This window comes from Clostridium sp. AM43-3BH (assembly GCF_003479985.1).
In the GTDB taxonomy this organism is placed as follows: domain Bacteria; phylum Bacillota; class Clostridia; order Lachnospirales; family Lachnospiraceae; genus Otoolea; species Otoolea fessa.
On sequence record NZ_QUIH01000002.1, the window covers coordinates 1 to 22,317 of the forward strand.

Annotated in this window: 20 protein-coding genes and 1 pseudogene; 3 read left to right on the plus strand and 18 right to left on the minus strand. The window is 48.1% G+C overall.

The window, feature by feature from the left end:
* Positions 1–367: 367 nt before the first annotated feature.
* From DW931_RS03450 to DW931_RS03460, 3 genes are read left to right on the plus strand one after another with little or no spacing between them, the layout of a single operon-like run.
* On the plus strand, positions 368–1,096 hold the full coding sequence (locus DW931_RS03450) for a LytTR family DNA-binding domain-containing protein (RefSeq protein ID WP_182429157.1): 729 nt from the start codon (positions 368–370) through the stop codon (positions 1,094–1,096).
* Positions 1,093–3,087 carry a hypothetical protein gene (locus tag DW931_RS03455; protein ID WP_118482269.1) on the plus strand — a complete coding sequence of 665 codons (1,995 nt, stop codon included), beginning with the start codon at positions 1,093–1,095 and terminating at the stop codon, positions 3,085–3,087. Before DW931_RS03450 ends, DW931_RS03455 begins: the two co-directional genes overlap by 4 nt.
* Before the next feature lies 1 nt (position 3,088).
* On the plus strand, positions 3,089–4,990 hold the full coding sequence (locus tag DW931_RS03460) for a GHKL domain-containing protein (protein ID WP_118482268.1): 1,902 nt from the start codon (positions 3,089–3,091) through the stop codon (positions 4,988–4,990).
* Between the two features lie 58 nt (positions 4,991–5,048).
* Here the strand turns inward: DW931_RS03460 and DW931_RS03465 are convergent, their stop codons facing one another.
* The 18 genes and pseudogenes from DW931_RS03465 to hprK form a co-directional block, all read right to left on the minus strand.
* On the minus strand, positions 5,049–5,528 hold the full coding sequence (locus DW931_RS03465; protein ID WP_118482267.1) for a hypothetical protein: 480 nt from the start codon (positions 5,526–5,528) through the stop codon (positions 5,049–5,051).
* Positions 5,529–5,644: 116 nt separating this feature from the next.
* The gene (locus DW931_RS15850; protein WP_182426611.1) at positions 5,645–5,800 is read right to left on the minus strand and encodes a hypothetical protein; all 156 of its coding nucleotides are present in this window, start codon (positions 5,798–5,800) and stop codon (positions 5,645–5,647) included.
* 245 nt (positions 5,801–6,045) lie between these two features.
* A pseudogene (locus DW931_RS03470) lies at positions 6,046–6,744 on the minus strand (site-specific integrase).
* 41 nt (positions 6,745–6,785) lie between these two features.
* Positions 6,786–7,136 carry a hypothetical protein gene (locus DW931_RS03475; protein ID WP_118471998.1) on the minus strand — a complete coding sequence of 117 codons (351 nt, stop codon included), beginning with the start codon at positions 7,134–7,136 and terminating at the stop codon, positions 6,786–6,788.
* A 30-nt stretch (positions 7,137–7,166) separates the two neighbouring features.
* Positions 7,167–7,406, minus strand: coding sequence for a hypothetical protein (locus tag DW931_RS03480; RefSeq protein WP_005609451.1), 240 nt, complete (start codon positions 7,404–7,406; stop codon positions 7,167–7,169).
* A 116-nt stretch (positions 7,407–7,522) separates the two neighbouring features.
* Positions 7,523–7,879, minus strand: coding sequence for a winged helix-turn-helix domain-containing protein (locus DW931_RS16175; protein ID WP_243015324.1), 357 nt, complete (start codon positions 7,877–7,879; stop codon positions 7,523–7,525).
* Between the two features lie 372 nt (positions 7,880–8,251).
* On the minus strand, positions 8,252–8,776 hold the full coding sequence (locus tag DW931_RS03495) for a flavodoxin family protein (RefSeq protein ID WP_055176454.1): 525 nt from the start codon (positions 8,774–8,776) through the stop codon (positions 8,252–8,254).
* 301 nt (positions 8,777–9,077) lie between these two features.
* Complete coding sequence (gene lysS, locus DW931_RS03500; RefSeq protein ID WP_118482271.1) at positions 9,078–11,015, minus strand: lysine--tRNA ligase; 1,938 nt, start codon at positions 11,013–11,015, stop codon at positions 9,078–9,080.
* Between the two features lie 24 nt (positions 11,016–11,039).
* Positions 11,040–11,522, minus strand: coding sequence for a transcription elongation factor GreA (gene greA, locus DW931_RS03505; RefSeq protein ID WP_107001044.1), 483 nt, complete (start codon positions 11,520–11,522; stop codon positions 11,040–11,042).
* 219 nt (positions 11,523–11,741) lie between these two features.
* On the minus strand, positions 11,742–12,695 hold the full coding sequence (gene dusB, locus DW931_RS03510; RefSeq protein ID WP_118482265.1) for a tRNA dihydrouridine synthase DusB: 954 nt from the start codon (positions 12,693–12,695) through the stop codon (positions 11,742–11,744).
* Between the two features lie 7 nt (positions 12,696–12,702).
* Positions 12,703–13,101, minus strand: coding sequence for a DUF6145 family protein (locus DW931_RS03515; RefSeq protein WP_022359305.1), 399 nt, complete (start codon positions 13,099–13,101; stop codon positions 12,703–12,705).
* Between the two features lie 143 nt (positions 13,102–13,244).
* On the minus strand, positions 13,245–14,219 hold the full coding sequence (gene pfkA, locus DW931_RS03520; RefSeq protein WP_022359304.1) for a 6-phosphofructokinase: 975 nt from the start codon (positions 14,217–14,219) through the stop codon (positions 13,245–13,247).
* A gap of 267 nt (positions 14,220–14,486) precedes the next feature.
* Positions 14,487–17,963, minus strand: coding sequence for a DNA polymerase III subunit alpha (locus tag DW931_RS03525; protein ID WP_118482264.1), 3,477 nt, complete (start codon positions 17,961–17,963; stop codon positions 14,487–14,489).
* Between the two features lie 137 nt (positions 17,964–18,100).
* Complete coding sequence (locus DW931_RS03530) at positions 18,101–18,355, minus strand: HPr family phosphocarrier protein (protein WP_107001048.1); 255 nt, start codon at positions 18,353–18,355, stop codon at positions 18,101–18,103.
* Positions 18,356–18,468: 113 nt separating this feature from the next.
* On the minus strand, positions 18,469–19,425 hold the full coding sequence (gene whiA / locus DW931_RS03535; RefSeq protein ID WP_118482263.1) for a DNA-binding protein WhiA: 957 nt from the start codon (positions 19,423–19,425) through the stop codon (positions 18,469–18,471).
* Positions 19,426–19,441: 16 nt separating this feature from the next.
* Complete coding sequence (gene rapZ, locus DW931_RS03540) at positions 19,442–20,317, minus strand: RNase adapter RapZ (RefSeq protein WP_022359300.1); 876 nt, start codon at positions 20,315–20,317, stop codon at positions 19,442–19,444.
* A 40-nt stretch (positions 20,318–20,357) separates the two neighbouring features.
* A complete protein-coding gene (murB, locus tag DW931_RS03545; RefSeq protein ID WP_118467291.1) occupies positions 20,358–21,272 on the minus strand; it encodes a UDP-N-acetylmuramate dehydrogenase in 915 nt (304 codons plus the stop codon).
* A gap of 96 nt (positions 21,273–21,368) precedes the next feature.
* Positions 21,369–22,295, minus strand: a complete 927-nt coding sequence (gene hprK / locus DW931_RS03550; RefSeq protein ID WP_022359298.1) for an HPr(Ser) kinase/phosphatase — start codon at positions 22,293–22,295, stop codon at positions 21,369–21,371.
* Positions 22,296–22,317: the final 22 nt, after the last annotated feature.

Consider the following 22,317-nt stretch of genomic DNA (forward strand, 5'->3'; position numbering starts at 1 on the left):
AGAAAAGCGGTTCCAACAATAGCAAAACCCTGCAAAAGCAGGGCTTTGTCTACAGTCTGAGAATGTGCCTTGGCACATTCTTGCGCCTTGCGCGGTCGCTTGCGACAATCTACATCTTCGCGCAAGTGCGCATCTTTGGCACGTTAGTGCCTTTTTTATGTGACAGGGAATTCTTCGGAATTTCCTGTCACATAAAAAAACCAGACCTTCTCATCGGAAAGTCTGGTAGTATAATTAGAGTAGCATCTTGTCAAGGGAAATGCAACCGACTTTGTTTAAGACGCAGGTTTCCTGTTTAAGACGCAAGTTTTTTCCTGCGGTTTTATGTTATACTAATATTGGATTATTGTGCAAAGGAGATGGCACGATGCAGATTGCGATTGTGGATGACAGAGCAGAGGACAGAGCAAAACTGTCTGCCTGCCTGGAAAATTATATGAAAAAGCATCAGCTGGACTATACGCTGACAGAATTTGAGGACGGAGAGAATTTTCTGAAAGCTGCCGCCCAGGTCAATTTTCAGCTTGTCTTTATGGACATCTATATGGAGAACATGGATGGAATAGAGGCCGCCAGAAGGCTGCGCCAGAAAAACAGGCTTTGTAAGATCGTTTTTCTGACCATTACAGAAGATTATGCCCGGATGGGGTACAGCCTGTCCGCCAGCTATTATCTGCTGAAGCCGCTTTCGCTCCATCAGGCAGATTTTGAAGAAGCGATGGAGCTGTGCCAGCTAAAACCGCCCTATGAAGTGATGACACTTTCGGTTATGGCTGACCGTCAAAAGCTGGAACTTCCCACAGAAAAGATTCTATACATAGATTATCAAAACCGTATGACACGGATTCATACGGCGGAACGCGTGATACCGGTAAGCGGAGGCTTTCAGGAGGTTACTGCCGCATTGCAGAAGGACAAGCGTTTTTTGCCCTGCTACCGGGGCATTTTAATCAACATGGATTACATCAGCCAGGTTGACAGTCAGACCTTCCGTTTGATAAACGGGGAGGAACTTCCGATTGCCCTCCGCAATGGAAAACAGCTGCGGGAAACCTACCGTCAATATGTTTTCTCTGGAATGGGGGGTATCATATGAGAATGAAGCAAATGCACAGGCGTATTCTGGAGGGCTGTCTGGCCTGTCTCCTCTGCTTCACCTGCAGTATCCCAGCATTTGCCGCCGAAACTGCAACCCCATCCAATGCCGATGAAAGAAGGGAGATTTTGCCGGATTTAGAAAGCGAAGCTCCGGGGACACTGGAGAGCAAAACCCCGGAAGCATCGGAAGAAGTATCCCTCGTCCTTGTCACAGAAATACAAAAGGAAGACGAACTGCTCTCCCTGCCAGATTTCACCCTGCCCCTTAGAACCACACCGTCTGATGATGACCTGGAGGAAATTTATCAGCTGGCCCTTCGGTATCAAACCGTCTGCGCCACTGTAACAGCAGGTGAAGAAATCCGGCAGGAAACATTTTCTGTCGCATGGGATTTTTCGGCCATTGACCAGACCACTCCAGGCGAATATACCGCAGCAGGCCGGATTGAACTGCCAGAGGGGTATGCCTTTGGTGAAGCTGTCTTGCAGGAGCTTCAGATTTCCGTCCGGGTGGAAGAAATGCCGCCTGCTGTCATTACCTCCATAGAGCAATGGTATCCTTATACGGACGCGTTTGCGGTTCAACAGGACAGCGAAACCGAAACGCTGGAAAATTTGTTTGCCTTTTCCCCTTACTATCTGGAATGCTATGCGGAAAATGGAACCAGCTACACCGCTGTGGTGGAATGGGATTTTTCTGGTATTGATCTGAATACTGTGGGACTGTACCATGCCATTGGAAAGCTGACCGCACCAGCAAATACTGCGTTTGCAAAGGGAATTGCTTTCCCTGAAATCTCAATTCCTGTTTCTGTACAGGCTCCAGGCAGACCGGACATTAACTGCTTTCTGTCCGCCAGAGGAAACCTTCATTTTCCCTGGGTCACACCGCCGGGGGAACTGGATGAGATCAGCGTATGGCTGTCCGAAAACAACGGTTCATGGAACCGCCTGGAAAGTGGCGTTTATGTGGGTCAGGAAATGCTCTCGATTGCTACCCGTCTGCTGATGCCGGGCAGCAGTTACCGCCTTCAGGTGGATTATGACGGCGGACAGACCGGCATCCTGTCCTTTACCTACGCAGATGGAATTGTCCTTGAAGGGTATCATGAAGGCGACCGGGATGGAGGGGATGCAGGCGGAAATCCTCCCGATACCATCATTCAACCGCCTCCTGAAGATACCGACGATCAGGATGACGGTTTCGCAGACAGGCCCTCCACAAAGCCTCCAAAACCGCCTGCAACAAATGGCGGCAGAGTGGATTCCAACGATTCTGAAAAAACACCACCTGTCAGTGAAGAAAATGATCCTGCGGATCATGAACCATCCCACAAGTCTTCCGAGCCATCCTGGGAGGGAAAGGATGATTCCATAGATATAGATAAAGACGATTTCCCATCGGAACAGGCAAACGGTGATACAGAGGAAGATGCGGATTCCAAAAGCCCTGATTTTTCAGAGTTCTTCGATGAAACCACCGACCGGATTTCCGGCACGCGCTTTTTGATGATGCTGCAAACAGGGGAGCAAAGAGCCGTCTTTTCCAAACAGGGAATCACTATCAACATACCAAAAGACGCCTTGCCGGAGGGCATCCAAAACGAAGATCAGATTGAAGTCATCATCCAAAAGGATACGGACGGCGGTTTTTCTTTTTCGTTTTCCATCAATGGAACTGCGCTCAGCTCCCTGCCGGATGTTTCTGTCATGCTGCCCTGTCCAAATGACCCGGCAGCCGGCACATGGTTCCTCTGTGATGAAAGCGGCGTGGAAATTCCCATAACCGGTTATGACGATGCGGCAAAAGCCGTCTCCTTTCAGATCAGCCATACAGGGGCATACACCATTGTGGGAAAGGAAGATGCCGTTTCCCTGGCACAGGCCGCCGACACAGAGCATAGCCGGTCGCCCATACTCCTTTTGATTCCGACCTGTCTGCTTCTTCTGTCTGCCGGTGTGTTTTTCCTAAGGAGGAGGCGAAAATAAGATGGTATCTTCTGCGGTAAAAAAATATGCTGCCTTATGTATGGTCTGCCTGTGCTCATCCCTGTTTTTTCTTGGCCTGTATCAGTTCAATAATAAATATAGCCAGAACACAATCCAGGCGGCAAATGGGATTCTGGCGCTTTCTGAGGAAGAACTTCAAAAGTCACCGGTGCGCTTTCTGGTATCCGGCTGGGCATTTTATCCTGACGCGCTTTTGACCCCGGAAGAAATACGGGATGAAAGCCATTATATGCGCTACCTTTCCATCGGAGAGCAGACCAATTTCTCCAGCCCTGCAAAACCTTCTCCCTATGGCTGCGGGACTTATCAGATGACATTCTTTCTGCCGGAACGGAAGGAAACATATGCGCTGGAAATCCCAGAAGTGTTTTCTGCTTACAACCTTTATCTGGATCATGACCTGATCCTGCAAATGGGGGAACCGGCACAGGGGACACCATTGGTTCAAAACCGCATGGTCACTTTTCATGGCGGAAAACCGGTCACACTCACCATAGCGGTCAGCAACTATGACCACTTTTACGGAGGAATTGTCTATCCGCCTGCTTTCGGAACGATGCTGGCGGTCAATACAACCAGAGGAATCCGGTTTGCATTCTGCCTGTTCAGCTGTACAGTTACCTTTGTCTGTGCGCTGCTGTCCTTTTATTTCAGCCGCCGGATGAAACAGAAAAATACATTCCTGTTCGGACTGATCTGCCTTGCCATGTGCGGCCTGTCATCCTATCCTGTGCTTCATATGCTGGCTGCGGTTCCCGTATTCCCCTGGTACACGATTGAACTGTTCTGTATCTATCTGGTTACCTGGCTGATCGTAGTTCTGCAAAACCGGATATGCAGACCGGGCTTCCTGCCTGCGGCCATCAGTAATGGGGTGGGCGCTGCTTTTCTGGTATATGCGTTTGTGTATGGCATGATGGCTTCCCATCTCTCCCTTGGAGCCATTCGCTTTTTCTCTGCATCGGTCTTTTGTTATAAGGCGGCATCTGCGCTCTATCTGCTTATCATCGCTGTGCTTGCCATTCACAGAGGAGAAAAACGGAGCAGGCCGATCTTCTATGCTGCGGCAGCCGCAACCTGCGCCTTTATATGGGATCGCCTTCTGCCGGTTTATGAGCCGGTTATCGGCGGTTGGTTTTTGGAATGGGGCAGCTTTTTCATAGCAGCAGCCATCGGTTATTCCCTCTGGCGCGATGTGATAGAAGGATATGGAAACAGCCTGATTTTCCAGGAAGAACGCAAGCAGGTCATCCGTCAGCTTTCTATGCAGACCGAATACAGCCGTCAGGTTTCTGAAGCAGCGGCAGAAAACAGAAGGCTGATCCACGACATCAAACACCATCTGCGCACCATAGACCGCATGGCCTCTGAACGTGGGCAGACGGAGATCTGCTCCTTCCTGTTACAGGTAGAGGAACAGGTTGCTGCATCATCGGGTCACTCCCCTGCCCAGTTCTGCAAAAATCCCGTCGTAAATGCACTGATTGAATACTACTACGGCATGGCGCAGACACAAGGGACAGAATTTCAGGTGCGGCTCGATCTTCCCGATCAGATGCCGCTTACCGATGTGGAACTGTGTACGGTGCTGGGCAATCTTTTGGACAATGCCGTTGAGGCGTGCAGCCGCCAAAAGCAAGGGGTGCGCCGCGTTTTCATTGCAGGCGAAACCAGAGGCAATATGTACTTTTTGAAGATTGAAAACACTTACGACGGTCTGACCTTGCAAGAGGGAAAAACATTCCTCTCCCGAAAGGGTACATCTGCTGATCATGGAATCGGGCTTTCCTCTGTCCGAAAAATCATTGAAAGCCATGGCGGTGATCTTGATCTTGTTCCCGGTGAGGAATCCTTTCTTGTTGGAATTACAGTGGGTTTATAAACATTGCTCATACAAAAGGACACCATTACTTACATTTGCATAAGCAATGGTGTCCTCTCTATTTTCCAAGTTCTTCTTCCATAATATTCCTAATCGCTTTAATATCCGTAAAAGTCAATTTTATTCCACGATTATACATAGCCAGTACTTCATTCAGATTTTCAACAAGTACCTTATCCAACTTTTTATGTATCGTTACAGGCTGTTCCTGAATCGTATGAACATGGTCAAAATATTTTTCAATAACAGGAAATGTATTCTGTATCAAAAAAGCATTTTCTTTCCCTGCAAATAATCCAATCACTATCGTATTGCATTTACCATATCGTTTCTTTTTCTTTTCAACGATTTCCTTGTATTTCTCAGCTTGTGAGCTAATTGGTATCATCCAATACAATTTTGGATTTTTTCTATCCTGAATTGCATAGTAATGAGGACGATAGTTCCCCTGTTCCTTATTACTCATCAAATATTTATCCTGAACCAAGTCAAAAAATTCATCCTTGATATGATACGAATATCCCTGTTGTATCTCCATAAATAACCTTTCCTATGTGATAAAATTCCCCATCAGCATTCACTGATGGGGAACATTTACAAACTATACTATTTTTATCCCACCTGTATAGCAAGTGGCTTCATTTACGAACTGAATTATTTATACCCCGCACCATCAGCAAGCGGCAAACATTTACTTCTATCTTTAGTATATACAGTTTCTCTGAATTTAGCAACCTGTTTTTTAAGTTTAGAAATATTTTTTACTATATCATGGCTCATCATTTGTCGTAACTCTGTCGTAAAATACAAATTTAAGCCTCTTAAATTGCTTGAAAACGCCCTGTTTTCGGCATTTTATTTCTCCAAACTCTTCATCGTCGGGAATTTTTTTAATTTTTCTTCATTACCCTTCGTGATGCTTCGCTGTGCTATTTCTATTAAATTGTCTTCTCTTCATTACCATTCATGATGAATCATTGTAAAATCATATCTGTTGTCAATTTGATCTCATTTGGTTATTTCTGTTGTCAGATGAAAGGGTTCATAAGCCCTTCTTAAAATACATCCATTGTTGCAGCCAAATGTTCAAATGTTTCCTGTTTTTTCTTCTCTGTCGCTTCTGCATAGATATCCACAGTGGTCTGAATATCCTTATGCCCCATGATCGACTGGATTATTTTCAGGTTCGTTTCTCTTTCACAAAGCCTTGTGCAAAATGTGTGTCTCAAGCTGTGCGCTGAAAAATCCGGCAAGAGCACCGGCTCCCGGTGCTCTTTTTTGCCTCTATTTCTTCTGTTGCGTTATAAGCAGATGAGATTCTCTTGATTGCCCGATTAACTGACTGGGCATTCATTATATTTCCATAACGGTTACAGAAAACAAAGCCTGTCATCCCATCAATCTCTGCATCTGTCCAGCCATTTTCTTTCTGCTCTTCCCAGATCATTTCAAAAGCATCTTTCACTGTATCCAACATGGGAATCGTACGCATTCCGGCTTCTGTTTTCGGCGTTGAAATGTGATTTTCCGATGCCCGGTCTTCTCCTACCGGATAATACGTTAGATTATATATCCAGACCGTCCATCTGATCTTTCATGAGCTGTGCTTCTTTTTCCCGAAGCGTTACAAGGTCTTGTGCATAAACATATTTACGTCTTCCGAGAGGATCCGTATAAGTATATACATATCTTCCGTCTGAACGTCTCTGTGATTCACCTTTTTGCATGAAAAAAGCAGCTAACCTATTTTTCATAGACTAACTGCTCGTATTTTAGTTCCATATTCAGTTTTATTCTACAAATCCGACAGTGAACTTCGGTCGTATGCGCCATTTTTCTTATCTTCCGGATGTGGTTCCAGTCCGATAATTGTAATATCTTTCTGGTCTGGTCCATAAACCCAGTACATTCTCATTGCGCCACTGGTTTTATTTTCCAGATATGATTGCCACACTTTCATTCCATAACGTCTGGATAATGGCTCTATTTCATGGGTTTGAAGACTCGGATAACCCGGATCAGCCGACAACAGCTTTAAAGCCTTTCCCCATTTTTTATACAACTGTTCTTCCTTCTTTTTTATATTACCGGAACGATATTTCTCCTGCAGATCTAACCAAAGTTCCTGCATTTCAGGAATTCCCATTCATATATTAAAATTCATCTCTTATTCCTTTTAAAAATCTGACAGGTCAATAGCCGGGGAAACATCGCCTCTCTTAAAGTTACTTACTGCACGATCCATATCTGCCAGAGTTCTGGCTGAAATGCTCTCTGGCACTGCCAGTTCCCGAGGTTCCAGAATAATGCAGCCATTTCCGTATTCTTTTACATTGTAATACTGATAAGCAGCTCCTCTGAGCGTAATTCTTTTTTTGTTATCCAGATGGGCAACATAATCTTTCATCGCTTCCATTACCAACACCTCCTACGCAAGCATTTGTGTGGGAAATCCCACCTCTTATTATTATAATACGCTTTTCTATATTATCTGTCAATCTACTTTTACTTACTCCTGATACTTGAAAGTATTCATGCACCGGCAGACGGCAGGTGGCAGATGAGTCCGACATAACTAAGCTCTTTAATAGCAAAATTAAACTTAAAATCAAATTTTTTGTACTGATTTCCTGTTTTATTAGATGTATATAGTTTCTGTTCAAATTCAGCAATATGCTCATCTAACTCACTAATTCTGTCTCTAATTTCAGAACGCTCTAACTGTCCACCTGCTTCCTGAAGGACTTCACTCATTTGGACAAAGGGGTATGAAATGCACACCCAAAATCGCTGCTTTTCAAAAAATTTTTCAAAAAATTTTTCGAAATAAAAAAAGCCGCCTGCTCCGGTTAGGAAACAGACGACAAAACACGTTCTAAATGTATTCAATTTTCAATTTCTTTTTCTTTGCTTCAAGCACCTTACATAGAACATCATCTACTGCATCGGTGTATCGTCCCTGAGCTGCTAAATTGTTCTTCAGTGCAATGAGTGATTGTATCACTGGGCTTCGTTCTTCTTCATTTAAGTATCAGGTGTAAGCGGTAAGTTCTTCTCCGACCACTCCGAAACAAGCTCCGGGTGTACTTCTGCTAAACTGTTGTTCATAGCCAAACCTCAACCTCCTTGTGCTTAGAGTATATGAAGTTTTGGCTTTATCTTGTAGTTTGCGAATATCTGTATAAATAGAAAAAGCCCTTTGAGAAAAGGATTTCTCCTCTCTCAAAGGGCAAGTTGGCAAACTGGAATTTGGTGTGTGCTTTATAAATTTTTTCCGATCCACTCAAGTTCGTTCATGGAATCCTTATTTTTTTCAAGTTCATCTCTGGCTGTTGCGTAATATGATTTTTTGAAAAGCATATCCCATGAAAGATATTTTGCCATACAGTCAAACTGCTTATCAATCAGCTCATACTGGATACTGCCTACGGGAGAACCACCTACAACAATTGTGCCAACTTTTTTGTTTTTTAACTGCAATCCACGGCAGTAGCACTTATCAATGATAAGTTTCAATTGTGCTGACATTCCCCACCAATAAACTGGTGTAGCAAAAAGAATCATATCTGCGGCAGCAATTTTATCAATTGTAGAATTTGTATCATCCTTGTCGACGCATCCCTTAGAGCATTGACAGACACCACATCCCTTGCATGGTGCAATGTTGAGTTTGTCGGGTTCAATGATTTCAATTTTATTCTTTTCTGACGCTCCTTTTATAAATGCATTGATTGCTGCCAGCGTATTTCCTTTTCTGGCACTTCCATTAATGATTACAATTTTCATGCGTGTATCCTCCAACTTCCGATTTGTATTTCTGTTTGTTTTAAAAATGGGCAACTCCGATTGGAATTGCCCACTCATTGCACTAATTATGCGATTTTTTCTTGCTTGCACCGATTTCTGCATCAATTGATGTAAGTTTGATGTAAATCGCTGTTTTTTTAGTTTTTTATCAAATGAAGTACGTCCCGTCTATTCGGTAAAACGGTACATCTTTACATCACATCGACTGGCGTCTCCATGCGTTTTTCGCCTTATGTCGGTGTTCGCAAGCGCACACCGCCGCAAGGCTCAGTTTCTCATCTTAATAGAGCTTTGCACCTGCCGGAATATGGTTATCAACCATCAGAAGATGAAGTTTTTCTTCGCCCTCTTCCTCATGGATTGCACTAAGTAACATTCCACAAGAATCAATTCCCATCATGGCTCTTGGTGGCAGATTTGTGATTGCAATCAGTGTCTTTCCAACTAACTCTTCTGGCTCATAATAAGCGTGAATACCGCTTAAAATGGTTCTGTCTGTGCCTGTTCCGTCATCAAGAGTAAACTGTAACAGCTTCTTTGACTTCGGTACTGCAACGCACTCTTTAACCTTTACTGCACGGAAATCTGACTTGCTGAATGTATCAAAATCAACCATTTCTTCAAACAATGGCTCGACTTTTACCTTAGAAAAATCAATCTTTTCAACCGGTTTTTCAGCCTCTGCCGGAGCTGCTTCGGAAGTCTTGGAAGCTTTCTTATCAGCGTCCAGTGACTTCATCGTCGGGAACAGCAGTACGTCACGGATTGCCTGGGAATCGGTCAGCAGCATAACCAGACGGTCGATACCGTATCCGATACCACCTGTCGGCGGCATACCGATCTCCAGTGCATTCAGGAAGTCTTCATCCGTATGATTTGCTTCCTCATCGCCAGCAGCAAAAGCCTCTTCCTGTGCTTTGAAACGTTCTCTCTGATCGATCGGATCATTTAACTCAGAGTATGCGTTACACATCTCGCGGCCGTAGATATACATCTCGAAGCGCTCAACCAGCTCCGGATTGGACGGTTTTCTTTTGGTCAGCGGAGATACCTCAACCGGGTGATCCATAACGAAGGTCGGCTGAATCATCTTCTCCTCGCAGAACTCCTCGAAGAACAGGTTGATGATATCACCCTTCTTATGGCGCTCCTCAAATACAACATTGTGCTCTCTTGCGATTGCCTTTGCTTCCTCGTCAGTTTTAACAGTGTTGAAGTCAACGCCGGAGTATTTCTTAACTGCATCGATCATGGTGATGCGCTCGAACGGCTTGGACATATCAATCACAGTGCCGTTATAGCTGATGACAGAACTTCCGCAGACTTTCTCAGCCAGATAGCGGAACATGCTCTCGGTCAGCTCCATCATGCCCTCATAATCGGTATATGCCTGATACAGCTCCATCAGGGTAAATTCCGGGTTGTGACGGGTATCTACACCCTCATTACGGAATACACGGCCGATCTCGTAAACACGCTCTAAGCCGCCTACGATCAGTCTCTTTAAGTAGAGTTCCAGAGAAATACGGAGTTTTACATCCTCATCCAGTGCATTGTAATGGGTCTCAAACGGACGTGCAGCCGCACCGCCGGCATTAGCTACCAACATCGGGGTCTCCACTTCCATAAATCCGCGTCCATCCAGGAAATTGCGGATCTCCTTGAGGATCTGAGAACGTTTTACAAAAGTGTCTTTTACTTCCGGATTCATGATGAGATCCACATATCTCTGACGATAACGGATATCCGTGTTGGTCAGTCCGTGAAATTTCTCCGGCAGAATCTGCAGACTCTTGGACAGCAGTACGATGGACTCTGCGTGAACGGAGATCTCTCCCATCTTGGTGCGGAATACGGTACCTTTGATTCCGACAATATCACCGATATCCATCTTCTTGAAATCTTTATAAGCCTCTTCGCCTACGCTGTCTCTGGCAACATAAGACTGGATATTGCCCTTTAAATCCTGCACATTGCAGAAAGATGCCTTACCCATCACACGTTTGGACATCATACGTCCTGCGATCGTAACCTCTTTGCCATCCATCTGCTCAAAGTTATCCTTGATCTCGCTGCTGTGTGCAGTTACATCAAATTTTGTAATCTGGAACGGATCCTTTCCGTTGTCCTGAAGGTCTTTCAGTTTCTCGCGGCGCACCTTTAATAACTGATTTAAGTCCTTCTCTTCGTTCTTATTCTGCTGATTCTGCTCTGCCACTTTCTCTTTCACTCCTTCGTCTCTTTATGATACTCGCTGGATGTCCAGGATCTTGTACTGGATAACGCCCGCCTGTGTCTCTACGTCTACGGTCTCGCCAGCTTTCTTGCCAAGCAGGGCACGACCAACCGGAGACTCGTTGGAGATCTTACCATCTAAGCTGTTTGCCTCGGTGGAACCTACGATCTTAAATTCCATCTCTTCATCCTCTTCGACATCCAGTACCTTTACCTGGCATCCGATGCTGATCTTATCCAGATCGATCTCATCCTCAACAACAACCTCTGCGTTTTTCAACAGTTTCTCAAGGTCTACGATTCTTGCCTCGATGTCTCTCTGTTCATCTTTTGCTGCATCATACTCAGCGTTCTCAGACAGGTCGCCCTGCTCTCTCGCCTCTTTGATCTTCTGTGCGATCTCCTGGCGTTTATTTACTTTCAGATCATGAAGTTCATCTTCATACTTTTTCAATCCTGTGTAAGTTAAAATGTTCTTCTTTTCTGCCATGACAGCTATCCTTCCTTCTATCGATTCATCATTGAATCCCCTAATAATTGCATCGCACTATTATACATGATTCTTGGTGTAATGTCAAGAATCACAAAGTGCCATAATGGCTTTAAAAACAAGGGAAAATCCTACATTTTCGTGCTTTTTCTGTGCCTTCCGATTTCGTCCACCCATGTAACACAACCATCGTTTTGATTCCACACATTCATCCTTCTCTTAAATTCTCTCATCCACCAGCCGTTCCAGCTCCTCCAGCGTCTCCACCTGGTTTATATCATTGCGAAGCGCCGACGAATGTGGAAATCCTGCCGTATACCATGCCACGTGCTTACGCATCTCCCGCATTGCGATCTCCTCGCCGCGAAATTCCGTCTGAAGCGTCCCATGGCGGACAATCATCCTCTTTACTTCCTCCGCAGTCGGCGGCGGCAGAAGTTCTCCGGTTTCCAGATAGTGGAGAATCCGTTTAAACAACCATGGATTTCCTTTCGCGCCGCGCGCCACCATGATGCCGTCGCAGCCGGTTTCTTCCTTCATTCTCTTGGCATCTTCCGGTGTAAATACATCACCGTTTCCCAAGACCGGGATTGAAACCGCCTCTTTGACCTGACGGATAATGTCCCAGTCCGCCTTTCCGGAATAATACTGCTCTCTCGTCCGTCCATGCACGGCTACCGCCGCCACGCCGCAGCTCTCTGCCATCTTCGCAAACTCAACCGCATTGATATTCGAATCATTAAATCCCTTGCGGAATTTGACCGTAACCGGTTTATGAAGTTTCTTTACCATCGCCGTCAAAATCTGCTCTGCCAGCTTCGGATCCTTCATCAGTGCCGAACCTTCGCCGTTATTGACAATCTTTGGCACTGGACAACCCATGTTGACGTCGATGATGGCATACGGTCCTTCCTCCAGCTGCAGCGCCATCTCGCTCATAATCTCCGGATCTGAGCCAAACAGCTGCACCGCAACCGGCTCTTCTTCCGGCCGCGTCTCTAATAACGGCTTTGTATTGCGGTTCTTATAAAGAAGCGCCTTCGCGCTGACCATCTCCGTGTACATCAAACCACATCCCTGCTCCTTACAGAGCAGACGAAACGGCAGATCCGTCACACCTGCCATCGGCGCAAGGGCGATTGCATTTTTTAATTCTACGTTTCCAATCTTCATTTTATTTCTAATCTTCCTGATACCGTTCCATCTGCTCGTCGTCTAACAGTTCGTCCGCCGGGATTCCCAGCACCTTCACCTTATAATACAGCTCCAGCGATTCCAGCAGCTCACGCTTCTCCGCCTGATACTGCTTGATTTTAAGCGCGCTTCCGATCTCGTCAAAGAGGTAATCATTCTCCTCCGCCTCAACCTTAAACTGCAGTCTGCCATCCGGCATAAACTCCAGCAAAATAATACCGCCGATGTCCTCTGTGTACATAACACACATGATCTGTAATTCCTGCTTAATTGACTCCGGCAGCCCCGAAAACTGCTCATTCAGATAATATTTTTCCACATACGAATTCGCACCGCAGAGTACGGTGGAGTCCCCATCTGTATTGGGATTCTGCATTTCTGCCATTTTCTTGCACCTCCATCTGTTTCATTTTCCATTGCCCACAAACAGGGCTGACGCACGAACGGAGAGCAGGCTCTCCCTTTATCCCTGAGAAGCCTGTTCTCCGTTCATATGCCAGCCCATCTCACAAGCAGCCATCAAATTCCTTAACGAATCAGCAGCTTACTAATCTCATACTGATCTTCCGGAATATCCTTCTTCATATTCAGCGCCTCCTGAATATCAAAATCCAGAAACTCGCCGTGCTTATACGCTACCACGCGGTTGGTCTTTCCTTTTTCCAGCAGCTCCACCGCCTTGGCGCCCATGATGGACGCATAGACGCGGTCTTTACAGGTCGGCGCGCCGCCTCGCTGCATATAACCAAGGATCGTCGCACGTGTCTCGATGCCGGTTGCCGCCTCGATTCGCTTCGCCATCGACGCGGAATGTCCGATGCCCTCGGCATTAATGATAATATGATGTCTCTTGCCGCGTTTCCGGTTATCAATGATGCGGTTGATCAGCATCTGTTCATTGCCATCGTACCGCTCCGGAAGCAGAATATCCTCGGCGCCATTAGCGATACCGCACCACAGGGCGATATATCCCGCGTGGCGTCCCATAACCTCGATGATACTGCAGCGCTCATGGGAGGTGGAAGTATCTCTTACCTTATCGATCGCCTCCATCGCCGTGTTGATCGCGGTATCAAACCCGATCGTATAATCGGTGCAGGCAATATCCAGATCGATCGTGCCCGGAAGACCTACCGTATTGATTCCCAGCGCGGATAACTTTCCGGCGCCGCGGTAGGAACCATCGCCGCCGATGACGACCAGACCGTCAATGTTGTGCTTGCGGCAGATTTCTGCGCCGCGCTTCTGACCTTCCTCGGTCATAAATTCCGGACAGCGGGCTGTGTATAAGATCGTACCGCCACGGCCAATCGTATCTGCCACGCTGGTTCCGTCCATGTCCACAATCTCTTCCTGCAAAAGTCCAGCGTAACCACGCATGATACCTTTTACCTTCATGCCCTTGTTGATCGCAGTCCGGACCACCGCACGGATCGCTGCATTCATACCCGGCGCATCGCCGCCGCTTGTCAGTACACCAATCGTTTTAACCTCTTTTGCCATCGCTTATTCCTCCGTCCTAAGGCTTTCCGCTTCACATCCCCAACCGTGAACCAGCCGTTTTATTTTCGAATCTTTTGACCTTTCTGATACCAAATTGTTCTGCACTGCGTGCTACCACAATTTTCAAACAATTTTATTGTAATTCATTTTATAGGTCATTTCAAGATTTTTTATGATATTTTTTTAACATGTCGCCAAAGCGTGTTACTGTTCACACATACGTGCCCAGTTACCAAAGCTTCCAATGTCCAATGCAACTTTTAACACTTATGAAGAAATCTTCCCCAGCGGCTTCTCCACCACCTTGACGTTCTTCTCGCCCAGCATCTCGCTGAGCGTCGTCACCAGCGCCTCGCCTGCCCGCACATTCCAGTTGCGCGGCAGAACCTTTTTCGCGCGCTCACGTCCCAGGTAAATGATCACGGTGTCATTTCCATCACTTGTTTTCAGGAGGTCGAGAAGTTCTTTCTCTCCCGCCAGATACGCTTCCTTGTCCGCATACTGAATCCACAGCTCGCGCGGCACCTGCGAAAATGGGATAATCTGCTCGCAGATCAGTTTTCCGACCGGCTCATCGCCGACCGATGCGCGCCCGCGGATAAAGACTTTTTCATCCTTTATCAGCATATCGCGCCGTTTTTCATAATCCTTCGGGAATACCAGCACTTCCACACTTCCCGCCAGATCTTCCACCGTCAGGAACGCCATCATCTTGTTATTCCGGGTCGTCTTAACCGTTTTCTCGGTGATCATTCCGCCGATCGTCACATACGCGCCGTCGTGAATCACCGCCGAACCGGTCTCCTCATCCACAACAAAATCGGAGCTCTTCGCCGTCACATTTTTCTCCCAGGTGCCGATATATTCCTCCAGCGGATGCCCGCTGACGTAGACGCCCAGCATTTCTTTCTCGTATGCCAGATATTCTTCCCTCGAATACTCTCCGACATTCGGAAATGTGATCTGAAAACTCTTCTTGTCCTCTTCCGCTGCAAAATCAAAGAGTGACATCTGCCCTTCCATCGTATTTTTCTTCTCTTTATTCTTCTGATCGACCATCGAACCGCAGACCATACTTTTCTGCTTGCGGGTTCCCGGCAGCCCGTCCATCGCACCGGATTTGATAAAGCTTTCCAATGTGCGTTTGTTGACTTCCCTGCCCGACATCCGGTCAATAAAATCTTCCAGCGAGCGGAATTTTCCATGTTCGGTCCGCTCCCGCACAATCTCATCCACCACCGACTGACCGATACTCTTGATCGCCGATAAACCATAGCGGATCGCGCCGTCCGAAACAGAGAAGCCGCCCTCGCCCTCATTGATATCCGGCGGCATGATCTTCATACCCATCTGACGGCAGCTCATGATATATTCCGATACCTTCGTAACATTATCCTTGACCGAGGTCATCAGCGCCGCCATGAATTCGACCGGATGGTAATATTTCAGATATGCTGTCTGGTAGGAGACAACCGCATACGCCGCCGCGTGCGACTTGTTGAAGGCGTATTTCGCAAAATCGATCATCTCATCGTAAATATGGTTCGCCGTCTTCTCGTCGATCCCATTCGCAATACAGCCCTTTACGCCCTCTTGTGCATTGCCGTAGACGAAATTCTGGCGTTCTTTCTCCATGACTGCCGCTTTTTTCTTTGCCATCGCACGGCGCACCAGGTCGCTTCGTCCCCAGGTATAGCCAGCCAGATCGCGCACGATCTGCATAACCTGCTCCTGATAGACGATACAGCCATAGGTCGGCGCCAGAATCGGTTCTAACTGCGGGCACTCATAGACAATCGAAACCTTGTCATTTTTGCCTTTCAGATAACGTGGAATGAAATCCATCGGACCCGGACGATACAGGGAAATACCGGCGATCAGATCCTCCAGATTTTCCGGCTTTAGCTCTTTCATGAATCCTTTCATGCCGGAACTCTCCAGCTGGAACACACCGTCATTTTTGCCGGTTCCAATCGAATCCAGCACCTTTTTATCGTTGTAATCGATCTTATCTATATCAAGCGGTTTTCCGGTCGTTTTCTCCACCAGGCGAACCGCATTCTGGATAACCGTCAGGGTTCTAAGACCCAGAAAATCCATTTTCAGAAGTCCCAGCTCTTCCAGCGTCGTCATCGTAAACTGGGTCGTGATCGAACCGTCAGATGCCCTGGACAACGGCACATACTCATCGACCGCCGCACGGCTGATGACAACCCCCGCCGCATGCATGGAGGTATGTCTCGGCAGCCCCTCCAGACGTTTACTCATGTCGATCAGATATTTGACCGAATCATCCGACTCATACGCCTCACGCAGATCCGGACTGGCTTTGAGCGCCTTGTCTAGCGTCATGCCGAGATCACCCGGAATCATTTTTGCGATCGCATCACACTGTGCATACGGCATATCGAGCGCGCGCCCCACGTCGCGGACGACACCCTTTGCCGCCAGCGTACCGAAGGTAACAATCTGCACGACGCGGTCTTTTCCGTATTTCCGCACGACATAGTCGATCACCTCCTGACGCCGTTCGAAACAGAAATCGACGTCGATATCAGGCATGGAAACTCGTTCCGGATTCAGGAAACGCTCGAAAATCAGCTGATAGCGGATCGGGTCGATGTCTGTGATCTCCAGACTGTACGCGACGATACTGCCCGCTGCCGAACCACGTCCCGGACCAACCATGATACCGTTTGATTTTGCAAAATGGATAAAATCCCACACAATCAGGAAATAATCGACATATCCCATCGAATGGATAACGTCCAGCTCATACCTCAGGCGCTCCCGCAGCGTCCCATCGTCGTTCGGGTAGCGCTTGTGAAAGCCCTCCCCGCAGAGCTTCTGCAGATATTCCCAGGACGTATATCCGTCCGGGACATCATACTGTGGCAGCTTCGTCACGCCAAACTCGATCTCGACATTGCACCTCTCGGCGATCTTGTGCGTGTTGTCAAGTGCTTCCTGTGCATACGGAAACAGCGCACGCATCTCCTCCTCGGATTTGACATAGAACTGCCCGCCCTCATAGCGCATCCGGTTCTCGTCCGTGACTTTTTTGCCCGTCTGGATACAGAGCAAAATATCGTGCGATTCCACATCTTCTTTATAAATATAGTGGCAGTCGTTCGTCGCCACCAGCGGAATCTGCAGTTCCTGGCTCATCCGCATCAAGCCCTGGTTGACCGTCCGCTGCGCCGGGATGCCGTGATCCTGCAATTCCAGAAAGAAATTGTCCGGTCCAAAGATATCGCGGTATTTCTGCGCCGACTTGCACGCTTCCTCATACATGCCTCTCGACAAATACCTCGGGATCTCGCCCGCCAGACACGCGCTGAGTGCAATAATGCCTTCATGGTAGGTTCTCAGCACCTCGTCATCTACACGCGGTTTATAATAAAAGCCCTCGACAAAGCCCTTGGAGACGATCTTCATCAGATTCTGATAGCCGGTATTATTTTCCGCCAGCAGAATCATATGATAATAGCGATCCTCGCCGCTTCCCGCCTCCCGGTCAAAACGCGATCCGGGCGCCACATAGATCTCACAGCCGATGATCGGCTTGATCCCATTTTCTCTGGCTGCCCGGTAAAAATCGATCACGCCGTACATGACGCCGTGGTCGGTAATCGCCAGACTGTCCATCCCCAGCTCCTTCGCCCGGGCGGTCAGTTCTTTTATTTTACTCGATGCGTCAAGCAGACTGTACTCTGTATGCACATGCAGATGTGTAAATGCCACCTTTTTCCTCCCATTCAGATCTTTTAAGGGACTGCCGTTTCCCGCGAAACGACACCCCCTCATCTATCAAAGCTCTTGTTTTGTGTAACTGTTACGTTCCCTGTCTCTTTCCGAAAACCGGTCAGAAATCTGGATTTCTACTGATTGCTCAGATATTTCTCAATTCCCTCGATCGCACTCTCCTCGTCGCTGCCATCAGCCGTTACCTTTACGTGCGCGCCCTCTGCCAGTCCCAGCGTCATCATGCCCATGATGCTCTTTGCATTGACGCGTTTTTCTTCACTTTCCACATAGATGCTGCTCTCATACTGGCTTGCCACCTGCACCAGCATCGCCGCCGGACGTGCCTCCAGACCTGAACTCAAACCAATTCTGATTTCCTTACTTGTCATAATATCCTCCTCATCGAGCCCCGCTCGAAAAAAACGGCAAAATCCGCTGCCACTACTGTATCGCACGGAATTTTCCATCCGGGAAATTCCTGCCTGTGAACAATAACCTAACTTTACTCGCCCCGCTCTTCGCGGAGACTTTCAGCTACTACACTTATCTTTCTGAGCCTGTGATTGACTCCCGATTTTCCAACTGGATGGCTCAGATTCTCCCCCAATTCCTTCAAGGTTGCATCCGGCATCTCCAGACGGACCTGTGCTACCTCTGAAAGAAGCTCCGGCAAGTAATCCAGCCCGACCGTATCACGGATGTATGTGATATCCGCAAGCTGCTTGACTGCCGCCGAAACAGTCTTATTGATATTGGCAGTCTCGCAGTTGACCTGACGGTTGACGCTGTTTCGCATTTCTTTCAGGATCCGGATATTTTCCAGCTCCATCAATGCCACATGCGCTTCCATCAGCCCCAGAAGTTCCACAATCTGACTGCCTTCTTTTATATATACCACATAATACTTCTTTCTGACAACTATTTTCGCATCGATGTCGAATGTCAGAATCACATTCTGAAGCTGCACCGCCTTTTCAAGCGACGCGCATACGATCTCAAAATGATAAAATTTCTCCGGATCGCTTAAGGATCCGGCTGCCAGAAAAGCGCCCCGGATAAATGCCTTCTTGCAGCACGCATTCTGAATCACCAGATTCCGCACCACCGAAAGGTTTTCCCCGACATTTCCCTGCGCATCCACCATCTTGACCGCCTCCAGCACCCGGAGTGCATTTTCGTGATCGCGCACCAGAAGCGTATAAGAACGGCTCTTTTTTAAAAATGCATTGCGCCGGATCGAAATGTCCGCCTTAATATTAAATGTATTTTTCAATAATGTAAAGTATTTTCGTGCAACCGCTACGTTTTCCGTGTGGATCCGTATGCTGAAATGATCCTCTTCATCGATATGAATCTTGCCGCAAAGGCTCAAAATCGCCGCCAGCTCTGCAATCTGGCAGTGCCTCGCCTTGCTCAGCTGATGCGATAGCTCTTCCTTTACCCGGGCTGAAAATGACAAAGTTCTCTACCTCCGTTTACCCTTTTGTCCGGTTATCCATCTCTATGTCCCGATGTTCCAGTTTAAGCCCTATTTCCGAGTGCTCCTTGAGGCGCTCATAGAGCCGGTTCGCCACCGTAACTGAACGGTGCTTTCCACCGGTACATCCGACTGCTATGACAAGCTGATTCTTTCCTTCTTTTACATAGTACGGAAACAGGAAGTCAATCATGTCATAGAGTTTATCCAAAAATACGTCTGCCGTCCCGCCGCGGCGCACAAAGTCCTGCACCGCCTTCTCATTGCCGGTATGGCTTCTTAAATTCTCATCATAATAAGGATTCGGCAGAAAACGGACGTCAAACACGAGATCCGCGTCCGACGGAATCCCATATTTAAAGCCAAAGCTTAAGATCGTCACAAAGAGGCTGGAAAAGCGCTCGCGCCCCATGAAAATCCGTTCCAGTTCCGCCTTGAGCTCCCGCGTCAGAAGCGTGCTGGTATCCAGAATATAGTCCGCCCGCTTTTTCAGGAAATCGAGTTTCAGGCGCTCTTTCGCAATACCGCGGTCCAGCCGCTCTTTTCCTGCCAGCGGATGGGAACGGCGCGTTTCCTTATATCGCTTGATCAGCACCTCATCGCTGGCATCCAGAAACAGGATCTCATACGGAAACTGGATGTTATTCCAATCATTCAGTGTTCCCTCCAGCTGTGCCAGCTCGTCGCCGCTGCGGACATCGATTCCCAACGCTGCACAGCTTACCTCCCCGCTGCTGCTCTGCACCAGCTCCGCAAATTTTCCCACCAGCGGGATCGGGAGATTGTCAACACAGTAAAATCCCATGTCCTCCAGCATTTTCAGTGCCGCCGTCTTTCCGGCTCCCGACATACCGGTTACGATCACAAGCCGCATATTGTTCCTCCCTTTTCCATACTCTATATATCTTAATATCTTAAAAGCCCAGCATCTTTACTTCCGTCTCCAGTTTCACCCCAAACTGCTCATACACGCGCTTCTGCACCGTCCCACACAGCCCCGCGATGTCCGAAGCCGTCGCATGGTCGCGGTTGATAACGAAACCACAGTGTTTCTCCGACACCTGTGCGCCGCCCTCCTGATAGCCGCGAAGTCCGGCATCTTCGATCAATTTTCCGGCGAAATAGCCCTCAGGGCGCTTAAAGGTGCTTCCGGCACTCGGATATTCCAGCGGCTGTTTTTCCCGCCGTTTGGCTGCCAGTTCATCCATCCGCACCCGGATCGCTTCCGGATCACCTTTCTCCAGACGGATCCGCGCCGATAAAACGATATATCCGCGCTCCGGGATGCAGCTGTGGCGGTAACCCAGATCCAGTTCTTCCGTTTTAAGCTCTTTTACCTCGCCGTCCGGCGTCATCACGCGCACAGATTCCAGCACATCCTTTAATTCTCCGCCGTAAGCGCCCGCATTCATGACCGCCGCGCCGCCCACGGTTCCAGGAATCCCGGCTGCAAACTCAAATCCGGTCATTCCATCCTTCTGCGCCTCCCTGGCGGCACGCGAAAGCAGCACACCGGCGCCCAGCTCATAGACGCCCGGTTCGCCCTCCGGACAGACCACCTCTGTAAACTGGCTTCCCAGAAGGATCATCACGCCCGGATAGCCCGCATCACTGACAAGCAGATTGCTTCCATTTCCTAATATGTAATACGCTTTCTCTGCCTCCCGGCACGCCGCCAGCACTGCCGCCAGCTCTTTTTCGCCCTCCGGGGTCACAAAATAGCGGGCTGGTCCACCAGCCCGAAAGGTCGTATGTGCGCTCATCGGCTCCTGCTCCCGCACGGAAGCAGCGCCGATGGCATCACAAAGTTTCTGATAAAAATTAGACATATCTATTTTCCTTTATTCATTTCATAACGGCTCCATCCCTTGCAAGTCAGGATTTCCGCACTAAATCACACGAATCAGACTGCGTGAAGCGTTCCATCAATCTCTTCTTGCCAGGTTCGCCTGTACCCGCTTGTACAGTTCTTTCGCCGCATTATATCCCATCTTCTTGGTACGATAGTTGACTGCCGCCGACTCTACGATGATTGCCAGGTTACGTCCCGGACGGATCGGGATTGAATGGCATACAATCTTGTTGCCAAGGAACTCGGTATACTGATCTTCCATGCCAAGGCGGTCATACTCCTTGTCCTTATCCCACTCCTCCAGCTTGATTACCATGTCAATCGACTGTGTATCCTTTACGCTCTCTACACCGAACAGCGTCTTGACATCGATAATGCCAATACCGCGAAGCTCGATGAAATGACGGGTAATATCCGGTGCCGAACCGATCAGGGTTTCATCGCTGACGCGGCGGATCTCGACCACATCATCGCTGACGAGACGGTGACCGCGCTTAATCAGTTCCAGCGCTGCCTCACTCTTGCCGATACCGCTCTCGCCCATAATCAGGACACCCTCGCCAAATACATCGACCAGTACGCCGTGAATGCTGATCATCGGCGCCATCTTGACGTTCAGCCAGCGGATGATCTCCGCCATCAGATCCGAAGTCGTCTTCTCCGATACCATGCACGGAACCCCATAATGGTTACACAGCTCCAGCACTTCCTCCTCCGGTGCCATGCCGCGGCTATATACCAGACATGGTATACCCGAAGACAGCAGTTTGTCAAACATTTCCCGGCGGCGCTGAGGAGTCAGGGTCGAGATGTACGCATTTTCCACATAACCGATGATCTGCACACGGTCCTTGTCAAAATGGTCGAAAAATCCAGTCAGCTGCAATGCCGGACGGTTCACATCCGCATGCACCAGCATAACATTGTCCGTCTCCAGCTCCGGCGTCATATTGCGAAGCCCCATCTTATCGATCAGTTCTGTTATCGTCACTCCACCCATACTTTTGTCTCCTTTTATTTTT